The following is a 19,300-nucleotide window of genomic DNA, read 5'->3' as shown; positions in this document are numbered from 1 at the left end:
GTTTGAAAATCTATTTTCTTGGCCCGTTCCGCGAGGTGCTGGTCGAGCGAACGTCCGGATCGTGTTCGACCGTAGTCCGCCGGTGACTGATGCATTACCAGCCCAGAAATAATATCGGATTAAAAAAAGAAAACTTTAGACCTGCGCCCGGCTTTCTTTCATCCGGGTCGAGGCCTCAAAGACGGGGCACTCGCCGAACACCCCTCCTATTGCACGGTGTGACAGACGCGGCGTTGACCCTCGACCGCGCGAGGTATTCTAAAATTTATTCGGTTTGAGTTAATTGCGTATCCATTGCGCATAATTGGGTTGCCCAATTGAGGCTGCCAAAAGATTTGCCGTTTGTGTTTTTGCTTCAACGCTTTCGTTTTCGCAGTCGCGGCATTGGCCTCCGTCTGATATAAGTGGCCCTAGGCGGGGCCAGGCACACCCTCAGGTTTGCCGAACCATCGCGCCAAAGCTTCGGCAGGTTCCTCATCGCGAACCGCGGCCTCACTTGCCCACGCAACAAACCCGTCAGGGCGCAGCAATACCGCGCGCAATCCCAGCCGTTCCTTGACGTCGCTCGCGACGTAGGTGACCCGCTCTCGCCAACGGCTCGCGAGCGCCTGAAGCGATGCGCCTGGGTCGAACTCCAGGAACAACCCTTTTCCTTCGCGCAGAAGACTACCGACCTTAGTCCCGTCGACGAGCTCGAAATCAGGAGCACTGCGGCCTACCAGCGGATGACCGTCGCCAAGATCGTAGCGAAGCGAAACGCCCCACACACGCTCAGCAAAGTATGTCGCGCCATCGCGGGTCTCGATGAGGCCACGGATGACGGCTGAAAGCGCACGCGTGCTTTGGGTGGGGCGCATAAGCGCAACCTGTGCGCGCGACCAGTCAAGAACGTCCGCTCCCACGGGATGCCGTTCCCGCTGATAGCTGTCGAGTAGATCGGCCGGCGCGTCGCCACGGATCGTGGCTGCCAGCTTCCAGCCCAGGTTCATCGCGTCGCCCAGACCGAGATTGAGCCCTTGACCGCCCAGGGGGGAGTGGATGTGTGCGGCATCACCTGCAAGCAGTACGCGTCCCTTGCGATACGTTGTCGCCTGGAAAGCGCGATCCGTCCAGGTGGTAGCGATCTGAAGCTTCGTCAGGGTGATATCCGTGCCGGACACGCGGCGCAACACCGCCTGCACATGCTCCAGCGTGATCGGTTGGATCCGGTGAAAAGCGCCGCCGTCGAATTCCACCATCGCGATCGTGCCAGGTCGTGCATAGGTGTACATACCATTCGACGTATAGTGCCGGCGAGGGCGGAGCGCTTGCTCGTCGGCCATCTCGACTTCAACGGAATAGCCAGTGAACTCGGGATCGGTGCCAACGAACTCAAAGGCGCCCGCCTTGCGCATAGCACTGCGGCCGCCATCGCAACCGACAAGCCAGCGTCCAGCGAAAGTTTCGCCGCCCGCGTGAACACTTACCTCGTCATCAGACGCCGTTATCGCGTCGGCGCTAAAGCCACGCCGGATCTCAGCCCCCATCGCACTGGCTCGGCGTGCCAGGACAGTTTCGAGTGTCTCCAGTTCGACCGCCATACTGGTGCCGGCCGGGCTTGGCAGGCGATATGGCCACTTCGATGTGTCGATGTCGTCGTGATAGAACTGGATGCCCGCGAAGTGGCCGGCTGGCCGACGCGGCTGTCCCATCCAGTGTGCTGCCTTTGCACTCTCGCCCGCGGCCTCACTCTCACGCTGCGCCGCGACTACCTCGTCCAGCAACCCACGACGATACAGCGCTTCAAGCGTAGGCGCCGAAAGGCCGCGCATTCCGAATGGAAGCTGCTTCAATGGGGAGTGTGGGTCCTCGGCTTGCTCCAGCACCAGGACCGAGAGGTCAAACAGGCGCAACTCGCAAGCGAGAAACAGGCCGACGGGGCCAGCGCCGGCAATTACAACGTCATAGATATCTGAGTGATGTCTGCGCATGAACTACTCCTGTGTCGATGTCCGACCGGAGCGTTCCTCGATTGAGAACCACACGGACGAACGTTTGGACGCCTGTGCAGCGTCGAATGTTCGTCGTGGGGATCTCTTGCGCGAGGCCAAAGACCAGAGCTTTCGTTACCGAAAGGACTTGGGCTTACCAAACCAAGTCTGCCTTTTCCGACATCGCTTTATAACATTGTGGCGATGGCGTGGCAACAATCGGCGGCCGAGGCGGGCTGACCGCAGTTGGCCTCGTTGGACCGGCATCGGCCACGAGGGGATGCTCGTCGCTCCATGGAACCCATAATTCACCGCGTAGCGTCCGCATCGATTTTTGGCCATGTTGACAACTGAAAATACGGCGCTTTAGACTTTCCTCTCACCCCGTGGCCTGACAATGACGTCCGCCCGGGGACCCGGCACAGAAGCCCTCTGACGAACATCAGTTCGTCAGAGGGCTTTTTTTTTGTCCGCTTTTTTCCCTGTCTAGCGTTCACCTCTGGAGAATCCGCATGTTGCTGAAGCCGTCGGGCTGGATGCGTCTCGCCCTTATCGCAGGACTTGCACTGACTTCGCTCGCATCGAGCGCCGCCGATCCGGTGAAAATCGGTTTGCTGGAAGACGCCTCGGGTAATTTCGCACTGGCGACCATTCCGAAGATCCACGCCACGCAGCTTGCGGTCGAAGAGATCAACGCAAAGGGCGGCATTCTCGGCCGCCCCGTGCAACTGATCGCCTACGACACCCAGTCGGACAACACCAAGTTTCAGGAACTTGCGCGACGTCTCGTCCAGACCGACAAGCCGGACGTCATCTTCGGCGCATTTTCCAGCGCCTCGCGCGAAGCGATCCGCCCGATCATGGACCGCGCGCATCAGCTTTACTGGTACGACAACCAGTACGAGGGCGGCGTGTGCGACACCAACACCTTTGTGACCGGTGCGGTGCCCGAACAGCAATTCTCGACGCTCATTCCCTGGATGATGCAGAAGTACGGCAAGAAGGTGTACACAATCGCCGCCGACTACAACTTCGGGCAGATCTCCGCCGAGTGGGTGCGCAACATCGTCAAGGAAAACGGCGGGACGATGGTCGGCGAGGAATTCATTCCGTTGTCCGTATCGCAGTTCGGCCAGACGATCCAGAACATCCAGAAGGCGAAGCCCGATTTCGTGGTCACGCTGCTGGTTGGCGCGAACCAGTCGTCGTATTACGAGCAGCAGGCTTCGGCGCATCTGAATCTGCCAATGGCGAGTTCGGTGAACGTCGGTCAGGCGTATGAGCACAAGCGCTTCAAACCGCCTGCACTCAAGGACATGTACGTGACGGCGAACTACGTCGAGGAAGTCGATACGCCCGCGAGCAACGACTTCAAGAAGCGCTTCCATGCGAAGTTCCCGAATGAGCCGTACATCAATCAGGAAGCAGCGAACGCCTACGATGCCATCTATCTGTACAAGGCCGCCGTCGAAAAAGCCGGTTCGACAAACCAGGACGCCGTGCGCAAGGCGCTCGAAAGCGGAACCATCTGCACTGACGGTGAGCAAGGCAAGGTCTGCATCGACCCGAAGAGCCATCACGCGAGTCACACCATCTTTCTGGTCCACGTGAAGGAGGATCACTCCGTCGAGATTCCAAAGGTGTGGCCCGATGTGCAGCCGTACTGGCTCGGCAAGGTCGGCTGCGATCTGCCGAACAAACCGGATCATCGTCAGTACACGCCGTCGGATCTCCCCAAGAAGTCCTGATTTAAGCTGGCACGCCGCGGCAGACGCATTGCCGCCGCGCGCCCGCTCCTGAACGTGGAGCATGCATGGCCACCTTATCGGTTCTCTATTCGCTCATCTATCAGTTCGGCGACAGCTTCGCCTATCTGGTGCTCGCGGCGCTCGGCCTCGCGGTGATCTTCGGCATGATGGGCGTCATCAATCTCGCGCATGGCGAGTTCATCATGTGCGGCGCGTACGTCACGATCATTGCGGCCAAGCGCGGCGTGCCCTTGCCTCTCGCGATGCTGCTTGGCGCGATCGCGGCGGCACTGGCTGGCGTGGTGATCGAACGGCTCGTCATCCGTCATCTGTATGACCGTCTGTTCGATTCCGTTGTCGCGACGTGGGCCATCAGCCTTATCGTTCAGCAGACCATGCTGCTGGTCGCCGGTCCTTCGCTCGAAGGCATCAGCACGCCGTTCGGATCGTTCTCGCTTGGCGAGTACTCCTTTTCGACGTATCGCGCCGTGCTGCCCGGCATCGCGCTGGCGATCCTGTTCGGCCTCTATCTGCTGTTCTTCAAGACCAATTACGGCGTCTGTGCACGCGCGACGATCCTGAACGCCAAGATGGCGCAATGTCTCGGCCTGCGCACCGACCGGCTTTATACATTGACCTTCGCGCTCGGCGCGGGCCTCGCGGGCCTCACCGGTGCGCTCTATGCCCCGACCATGACAGCGGTACCGACAATGGGCAGCAACTTCATCGTGCAGGCCTTCGTATCGGTGGTCGTCGGTGGCGCCAACGTGATCGCAGGAACGACGCCGGCCGCCGCTGTGCTCGCCGTCATCCAGACTGCGCTCACTGCCTCCTACGGTCAGCTGTTCGGGCAGATCGGGCTGCTGGTTACGGTCATCGTCGTGATCCGGCTGATGCCGCAAGGTCTCGGCAATCTCTTCACCCGCTTGCGCTAGGAGGCAGAAGTGAAGCAAACGAAGCAGCCTTCGACGAGCGTCACGACGCGCGCGCTGCCTTACGTGCCGTGGCTCGTGGCGCTCGGCCTGCCACTCGTGGTCGATGCGAACACAAGCGGCAATCTCGCCTACTGCCTGCTTTGGGCATTCAGCGCGGTCGGGCTCGCCGCGATGTGGGGCTATGGGGGCATCCTGTCATTCGGGCAAACCGCCTTCTTCGGACTGTCGGGCTATAGCTACGGCATCTTCACATTGAACTACGGCGATACGTGGCTCGAATCATGGCTGGGTCTGGGCGCAGGGCTGGTGGTGAGCGTCGTCGTCGCGGCGCTGATCGGCTACATGATTTTCTACGGCCGTATCAAGGGTGTTTTCATCGGTATCGTCACGCTGTCGGTAACGCTCGTTCTCGAAACCTTCATGTCGCAGACTGCGGGCCCGCAATGGGCGATCGGCGAAGCGCGGCTGAACGGCTACAACGGCATGGGCGGCATGCCGCAACTGACGATTCCGTGGCCGGGCGGCCCGCTCACGCTGGAAAACGCGAGCTTCTATTACCTCGTGGTGATCCTGCTGATCGTGGTTTATGCCGCGATGCGCAAGCTGCTCAACGGCACGTTCGGCCTCACGCTCATCGCCATTCGCGAGAATCCGCAGCGTGCGGAGATGCTGGGCGTCGATATCCGCCGTCATCAATGGCTGGTGTTCGTGCTCGGCTGCACGCTGGGTGGATTGTCGGGCGCGCTCTACACGATCTGGGGCTCCTACATCACACCGTCGACGATGGGCCTGACTGCCGCCGCGATGCCCGTCATCTGGGTTGCAACGTCGGGCAGAAAGAGCATAGGCGCGGCCATTCTCGGCACGGCGCTGCTCGTCTGGCTTTCGCAAAACCTCGCTGTATACGGCAGCCAGTACGCGTTGATTCTGCTCGGCGCGATTCTGCTGATCGTCGTGCTGGGCGCGCCCGAAGGACTGCTGCCGTTCGTCACGCGGCATCTGCGGCGTGTCTCCGGCCGCGCGCATGACGGTGCGCGCCATCGGAGCGCACGCCTCAAGCAGGAGGAAGGCAAGTCATGACCACGCTACTGGAAACGCGCGGACTCAGAAAGCACTTCGGCGGCGCACACGTCATCAACGGAATCGACTTCAGGATCGATGCAGGCGAGATTCGCTGCGTGATCGGGCCGAACGGCGCGGGCAAGAGTACCTTCTTCAAGCTCATCACCGGGGAGCATCGGCCGTCGGAGGGCAGCGTGATGTTTCTCGGCGAGGACATGAGTCATGTGCTGCCGCACGAGCGCATCCGCATGGGCATGAGCATCAAGTTCCAGATTCCGGGCGTGTTCCCGGACCTGAGCGTGCGCCAGCATCTGCAATTGTCGCTGCATCGCGCGAAGGACGACCGGCCCGAGAACCTCGACGAGCTCTTGCACCGCTTCATGCTGGAGAGCGAGGAACATGTCCTCGCGCGCAATCTGTCGCATGGCAAGAAGCAGTGGCTCGAAATTGCCATGGCCGTGTCGCTGCGCCCGAAGTTGCTGTTTCTCGATGAACCGGTAGCAGGCATGTCGGTCGAGGAGACGCACGCGACCGGTGAACTCATCAAGCGTCTGTCGGCAGCCGGTCTCACGATGATGGTCGTCGAACACGACATGACCTTCGTCAAGCAGATCGCCTCGCGCGTCACGGTGCTGCATGGCGGGCGTGTGCTCGCGGACGGCCCGCTCGACGAGATCCTCGCGCGCGACGATGTCGCCGAAGTCTATCTGGGGAAGCGGAAATGAGCGCGTTGCTCGAGGTATCAGGCGTCGAGGCGGGTTACGGCGGCGGACGCGTGCTCAACAGTGTGTCGCTCAGCGTCGGCAGAGGTGAAGTGCTCGCCTTGATCGGGCGCAACGGCGTTGGCAAGACCACGTTGATGCGCGCGTTGATTGGCCTCATCACGCTCGATGCGGGTGAAATCATGCTTGACGGCGATGCGATCGGCCACCGGAAACCCTACCTTCGCGCGCAGCAAGGCATGGGCTACGTGCCGCAGGGACGCGAGATTTTCGGCGCGTTGACCGTCGCCGAAAACCTTCAGGTCGGCACGCAGGCGAATCGCGCACAGGCGGCGCGAATGAGAGAGAAAGTCGTCGGCTACTTTCCGGTTCTGAAGCAGCGCTACGAGCAGAAAGCGGGAACCATGAGCGGCGGCGAACAGCAGCAACTGGCAATCGCGCGCGCGCTCATCGGCTCGCCGAAGGTGCTGCTACTCGACGAGCCATCGGAAGGCATTCAGCCTTCCATCGTCGATCTGATCGGCGAGACGCTACAGCAGATCGCGCGCGAAACGGGCATCGGTGTTGTGCTGGTCGAGCAGGACATGGGCATGGTCGAACGCATCGCGACGCGCTGCTGCGTGATGGACAAGGGCCGTATCGTCGAGACATTAACCCCCGCGCAACTCGGGGACGAACACCTGATTCGCCAGTATCTGGCACTGTAACGGAGAACAGCACATGAAATGGCTTGAAGAATCGATCATGATGAAGCGCGGAGTGGGCGCTGATCGTGAACCGGTGGAGCATCATCTTACTGAGGAGCTGCAGAAGACGTATCACTACACCATCGGGCCGTATTCGCAGCCGGTGCTGCACGTCAAGCCGGGCGACCGCATCGTGGTCGAAACCCGCGACGCATTCGAAGGCAAGATCAAGGAGGAGACCGACAAGCCATCGCAAGTTTTACAGGTGCCATTTCTTAATCCGCAGAACGGCCCGATCATGATCGAAGGAGCGGAGAAAGGTGACGTAGTCGCTGTGTACATCGAAAAGATGGCGCCGCGCGGTGACGATCCGCACGGCTTCTGCTGCATGATCCCGAACTTCGGCGGACTGACCGGCACCGACTACACTGCCCTGCTCAACGAGCCGTTGCCGGAAATCGTGCGCAAGATCAAGATCGACGAAGAGAATGTGTACTGGAGCAAACGCAATACGCTTCCGTACAAGCCGCATATCGGCACGTTGAGTCTTTCGCCCGAGATCGATTCCATCAATTCGCTCACGCCCGACAATCACGGCGGCAACATGGACGTGCCCGATATGGGGCCGGGCAGCATCACGTATCTGCCGGTGCGCTCGCCTGGCGGGCGGCTCTTCATCGGCGATGCGCACGCCTGCCAGGGTGACGGCGAAGTCTGCGGCACAGCCGTCGAGTATCAGAGCACGACGACGGTACGCGTCGATCTCATCAAGAACTGGCAGATCGCCTGGCCACGCCTCGAGAACGAGGATGCGCTGATGAGCATCGGCAGCGCGCGGCCGCTGGAGGACGCGACGCGCATCGCCTATCGCGAGCTGGTGCTGTGGATGGCCGCGGAATATGGCTTCGACAAATGGGACGCGTACATGATGCTCAGTCAGGTCGGCAAGGTTCGCCTTGGTAATTTTGTCGATCCAAAATACACCGTTGGCGCGATGGTCGCGAAGCACTACCTGAAATAAAGCGTCAAGCAGCAAGAATCAAGGCAGATCAAAGCGCGGGGCACCCGCCCTGCGCGCTTTCGAGAGTGCATCACGAAATGGCTTTGTCCGATGTCATCCGAGTGGGCCTTCTTTGCTCGACGAGCGGCTCGACCGCGTTGCTCGAGCAGTCACAGTGGCGCGGTGCGTCCCTCGCCATCGAGGAGATCAATGCGAACGGCGGCGTCGGCGGCCGCGAACTCGTCGCCCTGCACTACGACCCCGCCTCTGACCCGGCTGCATTTCGTGAACTTGCCGAGCGGCTGATCCTGCAGGACGGTGTCAACGTCATCTTTGGCGGATACACCTCGACGAGCCGCAAGGCCATGCTGCCCGTTGTGGAGAAACATAACCGGCTGCTGATCTATTCTCAGCAGTACGAAGGCTTCGAATACTCGGACAACATCATTTATAGCGGCGCTTCGCCGAATCAGAACGGCGTGCAGCTTGCCGATTTCATGACGGAAGCCTATGGTGCGCGCGTCTACTTCATCGGCTCGCGCTACGTCTACCCCTATGAATGCAATCGCACGATGCAGGAGCTCCTGCTTCAGCATCCTGAAGGTGCGATTCTCGGTGAGCGTTACCTTCCGCTCGACGCCACGCGCGATCAGTTCGCGCAGGTCGTAGCGGACATCAGGCGCAAGTCGCCAGACTGGATCTTCAGCACGGTCATCGGTGCGACCGTGCCCTATCTCTACGACGCTTACGCATACGCGGATCTCGATCCGTCCCGTATGCCTATCGGCAGCCTCAATACCTCCGAGACCGAAATTCATGCGATGGAGCGTGGCATCGCGGCGGGGCATTACACGGCGGCGCCCTATTTCCAGAGCATCGACACAGCGGAGAATCATCGCGCGGTGCGGCGCCATCAGTCGCGCTTCGGCGCGGACACGCCCACCGACATGAACTGGGAGGCCGCGTACTATCAGATGCATATGTTTGCGGAGGCATGCGTGCGCGCAGGCTCCGATGAGATCGGCACTATCATGCCGCATCTGCTCGGCTCGGAATTTACTGCACCGCAAGGCCGGGTACGCATCGATCCGGTCAATCATCACATGGCGCTTTATCCGCGCATTGGCCGCGCCAATGCGGACGGCCAGTTCACCATTCTGCGCGAATCGAAGTTCGCGGTCGGTCCCGATCCGTATATGACGCGTCAGACGCTCGGAGACTGGGTCACGAAGTTAAGCACGCGGGACTATTGACGTGAACACGCGAGCCGACAGAGGGCAGCGCAGCCTCACGAGTTCGATCCTCGAGCGCATTGCGCGCGTGGTCGTTTTCCATCCGGATGACGGCGACGGCCAGACGCTCATGAACCATCTGCGGCGCATGGGCTTTCAGGTGGAGCGAAGCTGGCCGCCGACGGACACGCTACCCGAGCAGACCGACCTCGTGTTTCGCGCGTTGCTGCCGGAAGAGCGCGCGCCGAAGAACGAGTGGTCGGGGCCCGATGCACCGCCTGTCATCTGTGTGGTGAGCTATGAGAATCCGACCTTCATCGATCAGGCCATCAAGATGGGTTCGGACGGAATCGTGACGACGCCAATTCGCGCATCGGGGCTGCTCTCCACTGTGGTGATGGCGCTGTATCACGCGAAGCGCGTGCGTCAGCACGCCCAGCGCATCGCCCGGCTCGAACAGAAGCTGCTCGACAGCCGGCATCTGCAGGAAGCGAAAGAAATTCTGATGTCCATGCACCACGTGAGCGAACGCGAGGCGTACGACATGCTACGCGCGCAGGCGATGGAGAAGCGCGTGACCGTCGACGATATCTGTCACTCCGTCATTCAGGCGGGCGAGGTGCTGCAGATCGCTCGTGGCGTGGCATCGGAGCCGGGGCGCGAGAAGGATTGAATGCGCCGTCAAAACGTTATTCATCGATAGGCAAAGGAGCGACCAGCATGGACCTGCAACTGAAGGGCCTGAAGGCGATTGTGACCGGCGGCACCAAGGGCATTGGCCTCGCGATCGCGCGCACATTGGCCGCAGAAGGCGCGGAAGTCGCCATCTGTGCGCGCGACGAGGCCAGCGTCAAGTCGACCGCTAGCGCATTGCAGGAACTGAGCGGCGCACGCGCGTCGGGTACGGCAGTCGATGTATCGGATGGCGCAGCGCTGAAGGCGTGGGTCGGGCGCGTAGGTTCCGAGTGGGGCGGACTCGACATCGTCGTGGCCAATGTAAGCGCACTCGCAATCGGCAATGACATCGAATCCTGGCGCAAGGAGTTCGAGACGGATCTGCTCGGCACCGTCAACCTCGTGGACGCCGCCATGCCGTTTCTTGAGGTGAGCAAGGCCGCGTCGATTGTCGCCATATCGAGCGTTTCCGGACGCGAGATCGATTTCGCCGCGGGGCCGTACGGCGTGTTCAAGGCTGCGCTTGTTCACTACATGCAGGGGCTCGCGAATCAGCTGGCATCAAAGGGCATTCGCGCAAATACCGTATCGCCCGGCAATGTGTATTTCGAAGGTGGGGTGTGGGACTGGATCGAGCATAACAATCCGACGCTGTTCGAAACCGCTCTTGCATTGAATCCAACCGGACGCATGGGCAGGCCGCAGGAAATAGCCAATGCAGTGGCATTCATCGCGAGTCCGGCGGCGAGTTTCGTCAGCGGCTCGAACATCGTCGTCGATGGTGCGCTTACGCGTGGCGTACAGCTCTGAGTAGCGCGTCGACTCAACAGGAGCATTGAATGGAACAGGGTAAAGCGATGAACATCGATCTGGAAAATCTGACGGTCGAGGCCGTGCAGGCTGCGTTTGCAGCCGGAAGTTTCAGCGCCGAGCAACTGGCCCGGGCCTGCTTCGACAGGATCGAGCGCTACAACGCGAAATACAACGCGCTGATCTTCCTGAATCCGGCCGCCATAGAAGATGCCCGAAGAATCGACGAGCGACGTGCCGCCGGCGAGCGGCTGGGCCCGCTCGCCGGCGTGCCGGTCGTCATCAAGGACCCGATGGACATGGTCGGATTCCCGACCACGGCGGGATGGGCAAAGCTGTACAGCAAGAAAGGCGGTATCGATCTGTTGCCCGAGCGCGATTCGCCGGTTGTCGCACGCATGCGGCGTGCAGGCGCCATTCTGCTTGGCAAGACGAATGTTCCCGTGTTGAGCCATACCGGCACGCATGCGAACGACAGTTGGGCAGGACCGACAATCAACGTGGTGATGCCCGAACGGGCACCTGGAGGCAGCAGCGCGGGGACGGCCTCGGCGGTGGCGTCCGCCATGGCGGTTCTGGGGCTCGCCGAAGAAACCGGTGGGTCGATCCAGAACCCCGCGTCGGCGCAGGACCTCGTCGGCATCAAGCCGACCATCGGGCTGGTGCCGAGCGCCGGTGTGGTGCCACTTTCGGCAAATCGGGATGTGGTGGGGCCCATCGCCCGAAACGTGAGAGACGCCGCGCTGTGCCTCGACATTCTCGCGGGATATTCGAGCGAGGACCCGAAGACGCTCGCCAGCGTCGGACGGCAGCCCGAAGGCGGCTATGCCGCGGGACTGGACCGGAATGCGCTGGCGGGCAAGCGCATCGGTTTATACGGTCCGGGATGGCGCGCCCAACCGCTTTCCGATGAAGCCGCGGCGCTGTACGAGCGAGTCAAGGGCGAACTGGCCGCGCTCGGCGCGACCCTGATCGACGATCCGTTCAAAGGTTCGGGGTTCGCCGAATTGCGGCAGCCGACCCCGCCGCTTTCGAACTTCGATGCACGGGGTCTCGAGTCGATCCCTTACGATATCGAGAAATATCTGGAGCGGCTCGGCAAGCATGCACCGTTGAAGACCTTCGCGGCATTCGCCGAAGCAACCAAAGACGAAGACGCTTTTGGACCGGATGGCGTGCTGCACTATTTGCATAACCTCGCAGATTTCAAGGCGGCGCTGGCCGATCCCTCGTTGCCGCCCGAGATGCCTGAGTTCGTCGCGCTGAAGGCGCGCTATCTGCGCATCTTCGAAACGGTCATGGCGGAGCATCGTCTCGATGCACTGGTCTTTCCGCAAATGCGATGCGAGCTTCCTCCGCTTCACGGCAAGAGCACGATCCAGGAAACGACGGTGGGCGAGATCAATATCGCGGGGCTGCCCGGCATCGCAGTGCCGGCGGGCTATTACGAGTCGGGATCGCCATTTGGACTGATCTTCGTCGGCCGCCAGTGGGATGAGGCGGCGTTGCTTGGATATGCCTATGCGTATGAAAATGGCACAAACCACCGGAAGGTGCCGCACCTCGCGACCTGAGTGGCGAGCTATCTGCTACGCGGCAACCTCGGATAGCTCCGACGCGCTTTTACCGCGTCAAAATACGTCTCAAGCGCCTCAGCTGAGCGGTCACTCAACGAGCAGATTCGCGCAAGCCAATCGCCCTCGGCGAATACCTCGGCGTCCAACAGTCGTTCATAGATCGGTCGCGTGAACTGATGCAACGCCGTTGCGCCGATGTTGCCACTAACACCGAGAAGCAGATGCAGGGCATCATGCGCGGACCCAACGTCGCCATCGGCAACGCTGGCAGCAAGTCGCGTCACCGTCGAGCGCATCTGGTCAATGCCGCTGCGCAACGTCTTGTTCAGCAGATCAAGCGTCACCAATTCTTCAAGATGCTTTTCGTCGAGCAACGGGATTTCCTCGATCGGTGCAAAACTGTAGACCGGTGCTTTTGGCTCCGGGACCGCATCTGCCGCCAGTGACGCGCGCAGAGCACGTTGCCGGGCAAACTGCCGCGAAAGAGCAGCGTATAGCGCACCGACCTGGACCGGCTTGACCATGACCTCGTTCATGCCCGCAATCAGGCATGCCTGCGCGGCTTTGATGTCGGATTGGCTAGTCAATGCAATGATAGGAACGTTCGCGTACGAGTCGGTGCGAGTGCGAATCGATTTCGTGGCCTCCAGGCCACCCATTCCCGGCATGTGCATGTCGATCACGATGGCATCAATGGCGCTGTGCTCCTGCAACCGGGACAGCACCGCGTGTCCATGTTCCGCTTCGACGACATTGGCGCCGCAACGCTCCAGGTAGCCTTTAGCCACGAGCCTGCTATAGGTATCGTCGTCTGCCACCAGAATCGTTTTGCCGGAGAACTCGTCGAATGCGTGGGTCGGACGGTGCCGGTTACCGTTTTCCATAAGCGACTGGAGCGCGCCGATCAGTTCCGTCATGCTGCTGGATTTGCTGATGATGTCGTCCATGCCGGCTCTGCGGGCGAGGACGCGAGCAACATTGCCAGGCTCCGCCGTATAGCCGACGATCAAAACACTGGCCCCATTCGGGTGTTCGCCGTCAGCGCGAATTTTCTCCGTGGTTGTGTAGCCATCCAGAACCGGCATATTGATATCCATCAATATGAGGTCAAAGGGCCATGCTCCCTCCCGAAAAATGGCTAGGGCCAGTTGCCCGTTTTCCGCTTCGGTCATCTGTGCACTGACCTTTGACAACGCGCGCCGGACCCTTGCCCGTTGAGTCGGATCGTCGTCTACGACGAGGACACGCTTGCCTTCCAGAATGGGCTTGGCACGCTCAAAAATTCCGCGCTCGTGTTCGCTAACGTCACGGTCGGAAACCACAGGGAATTGCAGCGTGAATTCTGTAAAACTACCCACTTCCGAACGGCAGCTGATTGTGCCGCCGAATGCTCGCATCGCCCGCTGGCAGTAGGCGAGCCCCAGGCCCGTGCCTGCGGAATTCCCGGCCGTCCGGAAGGGTTCAAAAAGATGCGGAAGGATGTCTCGAGAGATGCCGGAACCCGTGTCATGTACAACCACCGCATGCTTGTCTACCGTGACCGTAAGGGTCGCGGCTGGACGTGCGGCTATGTGGTGGAGGGCATTCTTGATCAGATTGAACAGCGTGAAGAGATAGACGGTTTCGTCGATCTTGAAGGTGAAATCCTCCGACACCACGAGTTTTACCTTGCTGCGCTCGGTGTCATCGTCGAAGCCGTATTCATCGAGCGCTTTTCGGGTGATGACTCCCGCGCGAAGATAGACAAGGCTGTCCGAGCTTATAGGCTTTGCACTGACTTCGTCCAATGTCATCGCGATGATGCGCATGCCACGTTCGATGGTTAGTTGACCGTGAGCGAGATGGCGATAAAGCGAGGCCACACTCTCGGGAGACAAAGCCGATGACGTTGTGGATTCGGCGGTGGCAGGCAGTGCGTCTTCAACACGATCCAGGACGTGCCTCAGTTGGCTGAGCGGATTGCGCATTTCGTGGGCAATCGTACCCGCAAGCGCCTGAAGTGCTCCGGCTTTCGCCTGCGCAGCGATCCCCTTCATGTTGCTGTAGCTGAACGTCAGGCCTGCACCAATGCCAAACGTAAAAATCGGGAAATACGTGTATATAAAAAGATGCGTGTCCAGATAAAGCGATTGCGGAATCAAAACCCGCGCGCATAGCACCGCCAGGCCAATTCCCACAATAAGGTTTAGTGACAATGCCGCGAATGAAGGAAACAGGACGATCAGGAAAAATATCATCCCCAGCTCGGCCATTGACCAAAGCGTCGAATAATGATTGGCGATCAGGTAATACGTGAAAAAAAACGGCAGCGTGTAAGCCACCGTTACGAAGTAGTACCATGACAGGAAGCGTGCCACTGAAACGGGCCAGAGGCGCCGTAAAAGCAATAAAGCACAGGCGACCATGCCGAAAATCCGCATCGGCAGACTTTCAAATGGTTGAGGATCGACGAAGGTCCACCATAGCCAATAGGCAGGATGCCCGATCGTGCCAATTACGCCAACCGCAAGGATATTGTAATCAGACACGCTCGCGGAGTCACAAATCCTCCGTTTGAGATAGCGAATGCTTCCTGAAATGGCTTTCATGTCGTTCTTTGTGTTTGACCGGCCCAGTCTCAGAATCTAAAGCTACTAGCGTTGAATGACATCCCTGCGCTGCCGACCCAGCATAACACCCGGTCGCCCCGCTTCAGTTGACCGCTCTCCTTGGCGAGAGAAATGGCTGCCGGGATCGAGGCCGACACGAGGTTCCCGGTATCAGGATAGATGTGGTACATCTTGTCGTCGATTCCGGCTTTTTCCCCGTAAGCATGCCACGCTGCCTTGGACGATGCGTGCGTGAACACGATATCGATGTCTTTCTTCGGAGTGGGTAGTTTAGCCAAAACCGTCGTCAGTTCATCGGAGTTCTTGTGCAACTCATGACCGAACGATGTAAAACGCATTTCGCCATTTTTGCCGATGCGTTCTGTCGGATGACAAAACTCTTCGTAGCCCGGGATTGGGATCGTGCAAAGGTCCGAAATTCCCGGTTTCGCGCGAAAGGCAAAGCTGAAATTATCCGGCTCCTTCGCGACGAGCAATGTGGCAGTCGCAGCCTCACCGATCGTAAACGACGGCAACGTATATTCGATCTGGTCCTTATTTTTCAACGCAAAATTCCCCGGATAGAGTGGACCACCTGCCAGCATGTTGAACTCGGCATTCACAATCATGGCATTTCTGTACTGACCGGACTTGAAGAGGCTGTCGATAATTGCCATTGCTCTTGTCCAGCTCATACAGGCGTCAACCACGTCGAAACATTCGGCATTTACGAACCCGAGCGTACTGGCCATCATGTGACTGTTGCCAGGTTCCAGAAATCCTCGCCCGATGCCGACAAAAATAAACAGCTCGATATGCTCCGGATTCAAATACGTTTCCGATAGTACCTTGCGCGTGGCCATTGCAACATGATCTATCGGGCTTTCGTGGCTTGCGCACCAGCGCCGATGAACCAATCCACTTCTATCGAGCAAAGTCTTGATGGTACGTGTAGCCCTATCGATATCGCCTTCGTATTCCGTTGAATGGAAACGAATCATATCGACAACTTCATCATTCGTCACGACTCTGGATGGCAGGCTGACAGCTACATTTTTGATAAGCATAAAAAGTCCATGAAAAGTGTATTTCGGTGAGTGAAAGTACGTTCAGCGCCAATAGCGCGCGGGCACCGAACTTCCGGTGCCCGGCCTTTGCGGCGCTGGTACCTTACCGCGCCCACCGTGTGTTACAAATATCTCGGGCTTTCGATGCTGTTTTTAGAAACCGCTTGAGGCTTGTGTTGCGATGCTATGGGAGGCGTGACGTGCCTGATCTGGCTAGAGCACTCGACCGAGGAAGTCGTGCATCCGCCTGGCGATCTCCTCACTCTTGTCGGCCAGCGCGCAATGACCGCTGTCTGTCAAATGGATCTCGGCGGCGGGCACGACTTCGCGATACCGCAACTGACTCTCGGCCGGAAACAGGATGTCGTTTTTCCCGCTAACGACCAGCGTCGGCGGTTTTTGCGCGCGCAGGTAGTCCTGGGCACTCTTGAGTGCGGGACCATTGGTGCGGATGTCGTAGAGCAGATCGAGCGAAATATCCGCAGCGCCGGGGCGCTGCAGCGAGGAATAGTCGATTTGCCACTGCTCCGGATCGATCAGGGACGTATCCTGAACACCCGTAAGATACAGATCGCGGATCACGTCGAGGGTTAGATAGTGCTGCCTGACCTTCTCGCGGCTCTCGTCCGTACCGTCCTTCCAATACGGCACAAGCGGCCCGAACCATGGGCTCGCTCCCAGGAACAGCGGATTGTTTTGCGCGACCAGCGCTCTCATCCGGTGAGGCGTTTTCAACATCACGCGATATCCGACGAGCCCCCCGAAATCCGTCGCGTACAACACGTATTGATCGATGCCGACCTTGTCGACGAACTTGCCGATCGCCTCGCCGAGCGCGTCGAAGGTATAGGGCGCGTGCGAGCGATCGGGAATATCGCTGTTGCCGAAGCCGGGATAGTCCGGAGCAAAAACATGGAAGTTCGCCGACAACTCGCGGATGAGATCGCGAAACATCGCGGATGACGACGGCCAGCCCGGTAGCAGTAGCACGACCGGTGCACCGGGCACACCTGCTTCACGGTAAAAGATCGAAACTCCGTCGATATCCACCGTGCGGTAGTGGGTCGCCAAAACCGGCTTGCCAGCAAGCGACAATTTTCCATCCGGGTTGGCGGGCTGGGCTTTGGCCGACGTAGCGGTGGTTACGACCATGGCTGCAGCACCAGCGAGAAGACTTGTTGCAAAGGAACGGCGCGTAATCATAAAGGGCTTGTCCTGCGAGGGTTAAAACAGAACCATCCGTTGTCGCGGCAAAAAATCCCCGTGACCACGTCTGGGGCGCATCAACATCCGCCGATCCAGCCGGCGAATGCTGTTATCGATCCGGCCAACCGATCACCGGGGCATTCAGGCGCCGAGGTGCAGCGAGACGTATTCCAACTTCCGGTTGTCGCTCGACCACAGTTGCTCGACTTGCTGCGCCAGCGGATCGGGGAAGATGTAGGGGTGCCCTTCGGCGATGCCTTTCACGATATTGACGGCGGCATATTCCGGCGTCGCCTTGTCCGGATAAGGCACATCCTTCGCCAGGACCGTCTCGATCGGTCCGGGATAGATGCCGATAACCGTGACGTTGTCTTTTTCCAGCGTGCCGCGCAGAGACTGGGTAAGAGAATGGAGCGCTGCCTTGGAAGCCGAGTAACCGGCCATCAAGGGAACGGCCGACAGTCCCACAACGCTGCATATATTCGCGATGGTGCCGGACTTGCGGGCCACGAACTGCAGGGTGAATGCCCGGAGCACGCGAAGGGTGCCGAAGTAATTCGTCCGCATGTCGTCTTCGAAGGCTTCCCAGTTGTCGCCGAGATAATTGCCGAAGGCCAACGTGCCCGCGTTGTTGACGAGCACGTCCACATCCTGCATTGCGGCGGCAGCCTCGTTGACGGATGCGTCGCTCGTGATATCCAACTGCAGCGGAACGACCCGCGAGTCCCCGAACGACGGTAGCGCTTTCGGATCACGCGCCGTGGCATAGATTTTCGCCACATCGACCTTCAGCAATTCCCTTACGATGGCCGCGCCAATGCCGCGATTGGCGCCGCTTACTAGCACGACCTTGTTCGAAAGAGTCATGATCTTCTCCTGAGTGTTTGATTACCCATTGCCGGGATACGGAAAATCATTCGGCGCGAGCCGAAGATTGACGACGTCTCGCCGGGCGCGCGTCGGGACGAACGCCTGCGTCGCAGATGTAAACGATGTCGTTTACCTTCCGATATTTGTAAACGACGTCGTTTACTTTGTCAACGGAATTTGCTATAAATAGCTGATGGAATTTACGAGGGTGGGGAGATGGAGCAGGAAACGGAAATCGAAGGCAAGAAGCTCGAGATCGTGAAATATGCGTTCGACCGCTTCTACGATGCCGGCTTCCATGCAACGGGAATGGAAGCGGCCTTGGCCGGCAGCGGCATATCCAAGCGCACGCTTTACAAGTATTTCCCGTCGAAAGAGGATCTAATCGCGGCCGTATTGCGGCTCTATGGCGAGGGCGTCGTGCAAGAACTCTTCGATCCGGTCGCGCACATCAGCGACCCGCGCGAGCAGATCATCCAGTTCTTCGACGTACGCAAGATTACCGGCCGGATGCTCACGCGCGGCTGTCTGGGGACGAAGGCGGCACAGGAATATGCCAGGAAGCACGAGGGCATCGTCGAACTTGGCATAGCGGCAAGTTCACGCGGTGAAGTGAAGTTCCTCGAACTGTGCAAGCGGGCGGGCTTTGCCAAACCTCAGCGTCTCGCCAAGCAACTCAACCTGCTTCTTCAGGGCGCGTTGGCGCTCTCGCACGCCTCGGGCGAAACATCGGCGTTTTTGCTGGCCAAGGACGCGGCGGCGGCGATCCTGGAGAACGCGCCTCTGGTGCAGACTACGCGTGCAGGATCGTAGCGTCGGGTCAGGTGGACCGTGTTGGTCGGGCTCCCCGCGAACGGCGGTTCTGGCGAGCCAAAAGACGCTTGCACGCGCTTACGCAATACTCATAGCACCACAAGCGAGCGCAAATCGTAACCGGCAGCCTTGAGTTGCTTTTCAATGCCAATTGCTTCGGCGCGAAGCATTCCGGCTTTTTCCGCATCGCGCTGAAATAGCTCTGCGTCCGTCGCTTGCAGCTGCAGGTCACTCCACTGTGCAGCCATCTGACTTATATCCATGATTTCCCCCACCCGGTTGAAGTGCTTTTGGCACTGGTAATCGCGGCGCTGATGACCGCGATATACATGGTCATCG

The 19,300-nt window shown here is 59.4% G+C and carries 17 protein-coding genes; 11 read left to right on the top strand and 6 right to left on the bottom strand.

Annotated features, from left to right (window positions below):
- Positions 1-410: 410 nt before the first annotated feature.
- On the bottom strand, positions 411-1,970 hold the full coding sequence (locus P3T17_RS31025) for an FAD-dependent monooxygenase (RefSeq protein ID WP_429410455.1): 1,560 nt from the start codon (positions 1,968-1,970) through the stop codon (positions 411-413).
- A 512-nt stretch (positions 1,971-2,482) separates the two neighbouring features.
- Between P3T17_RS31025 and P3T17_RS31020 the strand changes: the two genes are divergently transcribed.
- From P3T17_RS31020 to P3T17_RS30975, 10 genes are all read left to right on the top strand, one after another.
- Positions 2,483-3,718, top strand: coding sequence for an urea ABC transporter substrate-binding protein (locus tag P3T17_RS31020; RefSeq protein WP_074267313.1), 1,236 nt, complete (start codon positions 2,483-2,485; stop codon positions 3,716-3,718).
- Between the two features lie 65 nt (positions 3,719-3,783).
- The gene (locus tag P3T17_RS31015; protein ID WP_074267312.1) at positions 3,784-4,653 is read left to right on the top strand and encodes an ABC transporter permease subunit; all 870 of its coding nucleotides are present in this window, start codon (positions 3,784-3,786) and stop codon (positions 4,651-4,653) included.
- Positions 4,654-4,662: 9 nt separating this feature from the next.
- A complete protein-coding gene (locus P3T17_RS31010; protein ID WP_429410453.1) occupies positions 4,663-5,733 on the top strand; it encodes an ABC transporter permease subunit in 1,071 nt (356 codons plus the stop codon).
- Complete coding sequence (locus P3T17_RS31005) at positions 5,730-6,440, top strand: ATP-binding cassette domain-containing protein (protein ID WP_429410451.1); 711 nt, start codon at positions 5,730-5,732, stop codon at positions 6,438-6,440. The genes P3T17_RS31010 and P3T17_RS31005 overlap by 4 nt, the downstream gene beginning before the upstream one ends.
- Positions 6,437-7,144, top strand: a complete 708-nt coding sequence (locus tag P3T17_RS31000; RefSeq protein WP_429410448.1) for an ABC transporter ATP-binding protein — start codon at positions 6,437-6,439, stop codon at positions 7,142-7,144. Before P3T17_RS31005 ends, P3T17_RS31000 begins: the two co-directional genes overlap by 4 nt.
- A 13-nt stretch (positions 7,145-7,157) precedes the next feature.
- Positions 7,158-8,144, top strand: coding sequence for an acetamidase/formamidase family protein (locus P3T17_RS30995; protein ID WP_074267308.1), 987 nt, complete (start codon positions 7,158-7,160; stop codon positions 8,142-8,144).
- 77 nt (positions 8,145-8,221) lie between these two features.
- Entirely contained in the window at positions 8,222-9,376 is a 1,155-nt protein-coding gene (locus tag P3T17_RS30990) for a transporter substrate-binding domain-containing protein (RefSeq protein ID WP_429410446.1), read from the top strand.
- Position 9,377: 1 nt separating this feature from the next.
- The gene (locus P3T17_RS30985) at positions 9,378-10,028 is read left to right on the top strand and encodes an ANTAR domain-containing response regulator (protein WP_429410444.1); all 651 of its coding nucleotides are present in this window, start codon (positions 9,378-9,380) and stop codon (positions 10,026-10,028) included.
- A 47-nt stretch (positions 10,029-10,075) separates the two neighbouring features.
- Positions 10,076-10,840, top strand: coding sequence for an SDR family NAD(P)-dependent oxidoreductase (locus P3T17_RS30980; protein ID WP_074267305.1), 765 nt, complete (start codon positions 10,076-10,078; stop codon positions 10,838-10,840).
- Between the two features lie 29 nt (positions 10,841-10,869).
- The gene (locus P3T17_RS30975; RefSeq protein WP_429410442.1) at positions 10,870-12,414 is read left to right on the top strand and encodes an amidase; all 1,545 of its coding nucleotides are present in this window, start codon (positions 10,870-10,872) and stop codon (positions 12,412-12,414) included.
- Between the two features lie 8 nt (positions 12,415-12,422).
- Here the strand turns inward: P3T17_RS30975 and P3T17_RS30970 are convergent, their stop codons facing one another.
- The 4 genes from P3T17_RS30970 to P3T17_RS30955 form a co-directional block, all read right to left on the bottom strand.
- Positions 12,423-15,005 (bottom strand): ATP-binding response regulator, encoded by a 2,583-nt coding sequence (locus P3T17_RS30970; RefSeq protein ID WP_429410440.1) that lies wholly within the window; start codon positions 15,003-15,005, stop codon positions 12,423-12,425.
- A gap of 29 nt (positions 15,006-15,034) precedes the next feature.
- Positions 15,035-16,072 (bottom strand): 3-oxoacyl-ACP synthase III family protein, encoded by a 1,038-nt coding sequence (locus P3T17_RS30965; RefSeq protein WP_429410438.1) that lies wholly within the window; start codon positions 16,070-16,072, stop codon positions 15,035-15,037.
- A gap of 213 nt (positions 16,073-16,285) precedes the next feature.
- Positions 16,286-17,224, bottom strand: a complete 939-nt coding sequence (locus P3T17_RS30960) for an alpha/beta fold hydrolase (RefSeq protein ID WP_429410436.1) — start codon at positions 17,222-17,224, stop codon at positions 16,286-16,288.
- Positions 17,225-17,419: 195 nt separating this feature from the next.
- Positions 17,420-18,145 carry an SDR family NAD(P)-dependent oxidoreductase gene (locus P3T17_RS30955; RefSeq protein WP_429410434.1) on the bottom strand — a complete coding sequence of 242 codons (726 nt, stop codon included), beginning with the start codon at positions 18,143-18,145 and terminating at the stop codon, positions 17,420-17,422.
- A gap of 219 nt (positions 18,146-18,364) precedes the next feature.
- Between P3T17_RS30955 and P3T17_RS30950 the strand changes: the two genes are divergently transcribed.
- Positions 18,365-18,961 carry a TetR/AcrR family transcriptional regulator gene (locus P3T17_RS30950; RefSeq protein ID WP_074267299.1) on the top strand — a complete coding sequence of 199 codons (597 nt, stop codon included), beginning with the start codon at positions 18,365-18,367 and terminating at the stop codon, positions 18,959-18,961.
- Between the two features lie 89 nt (positions 18,962-19,050).
- On the opposite strand, the gene P3T17_RS30945 is transcribed toward P3T17_RS30950, so the two are convergent.
- Complete coding sequence (locus P3T17_RS30945) at positions 19,051-19,209, bottom strand: hypothetical protein (RefSeq protein WP_429410432.1); 159 nt, start codon at positions 19,207-19,209, stop codon at positions 19,051-19,053.
- Between the last annotated feature and the right edge of the window lie 91 nt (positions 19,210-19,300).

The sequence above is a fragment of the Paraburkholderia sp. GAS82 genome (assembly GCF_050436285.1).
Classification (GTDB): domain Bacteria; phylum Pseudomonadota; class Gammaproteobacteria; order Burkholderiales; family Burkholderiaceae; genus Paraburkholderia; species Paraburkholderia phenazinium_B.
This window is presented reverse-complemented; position numbering and strand designations above follow the sequence as displayed.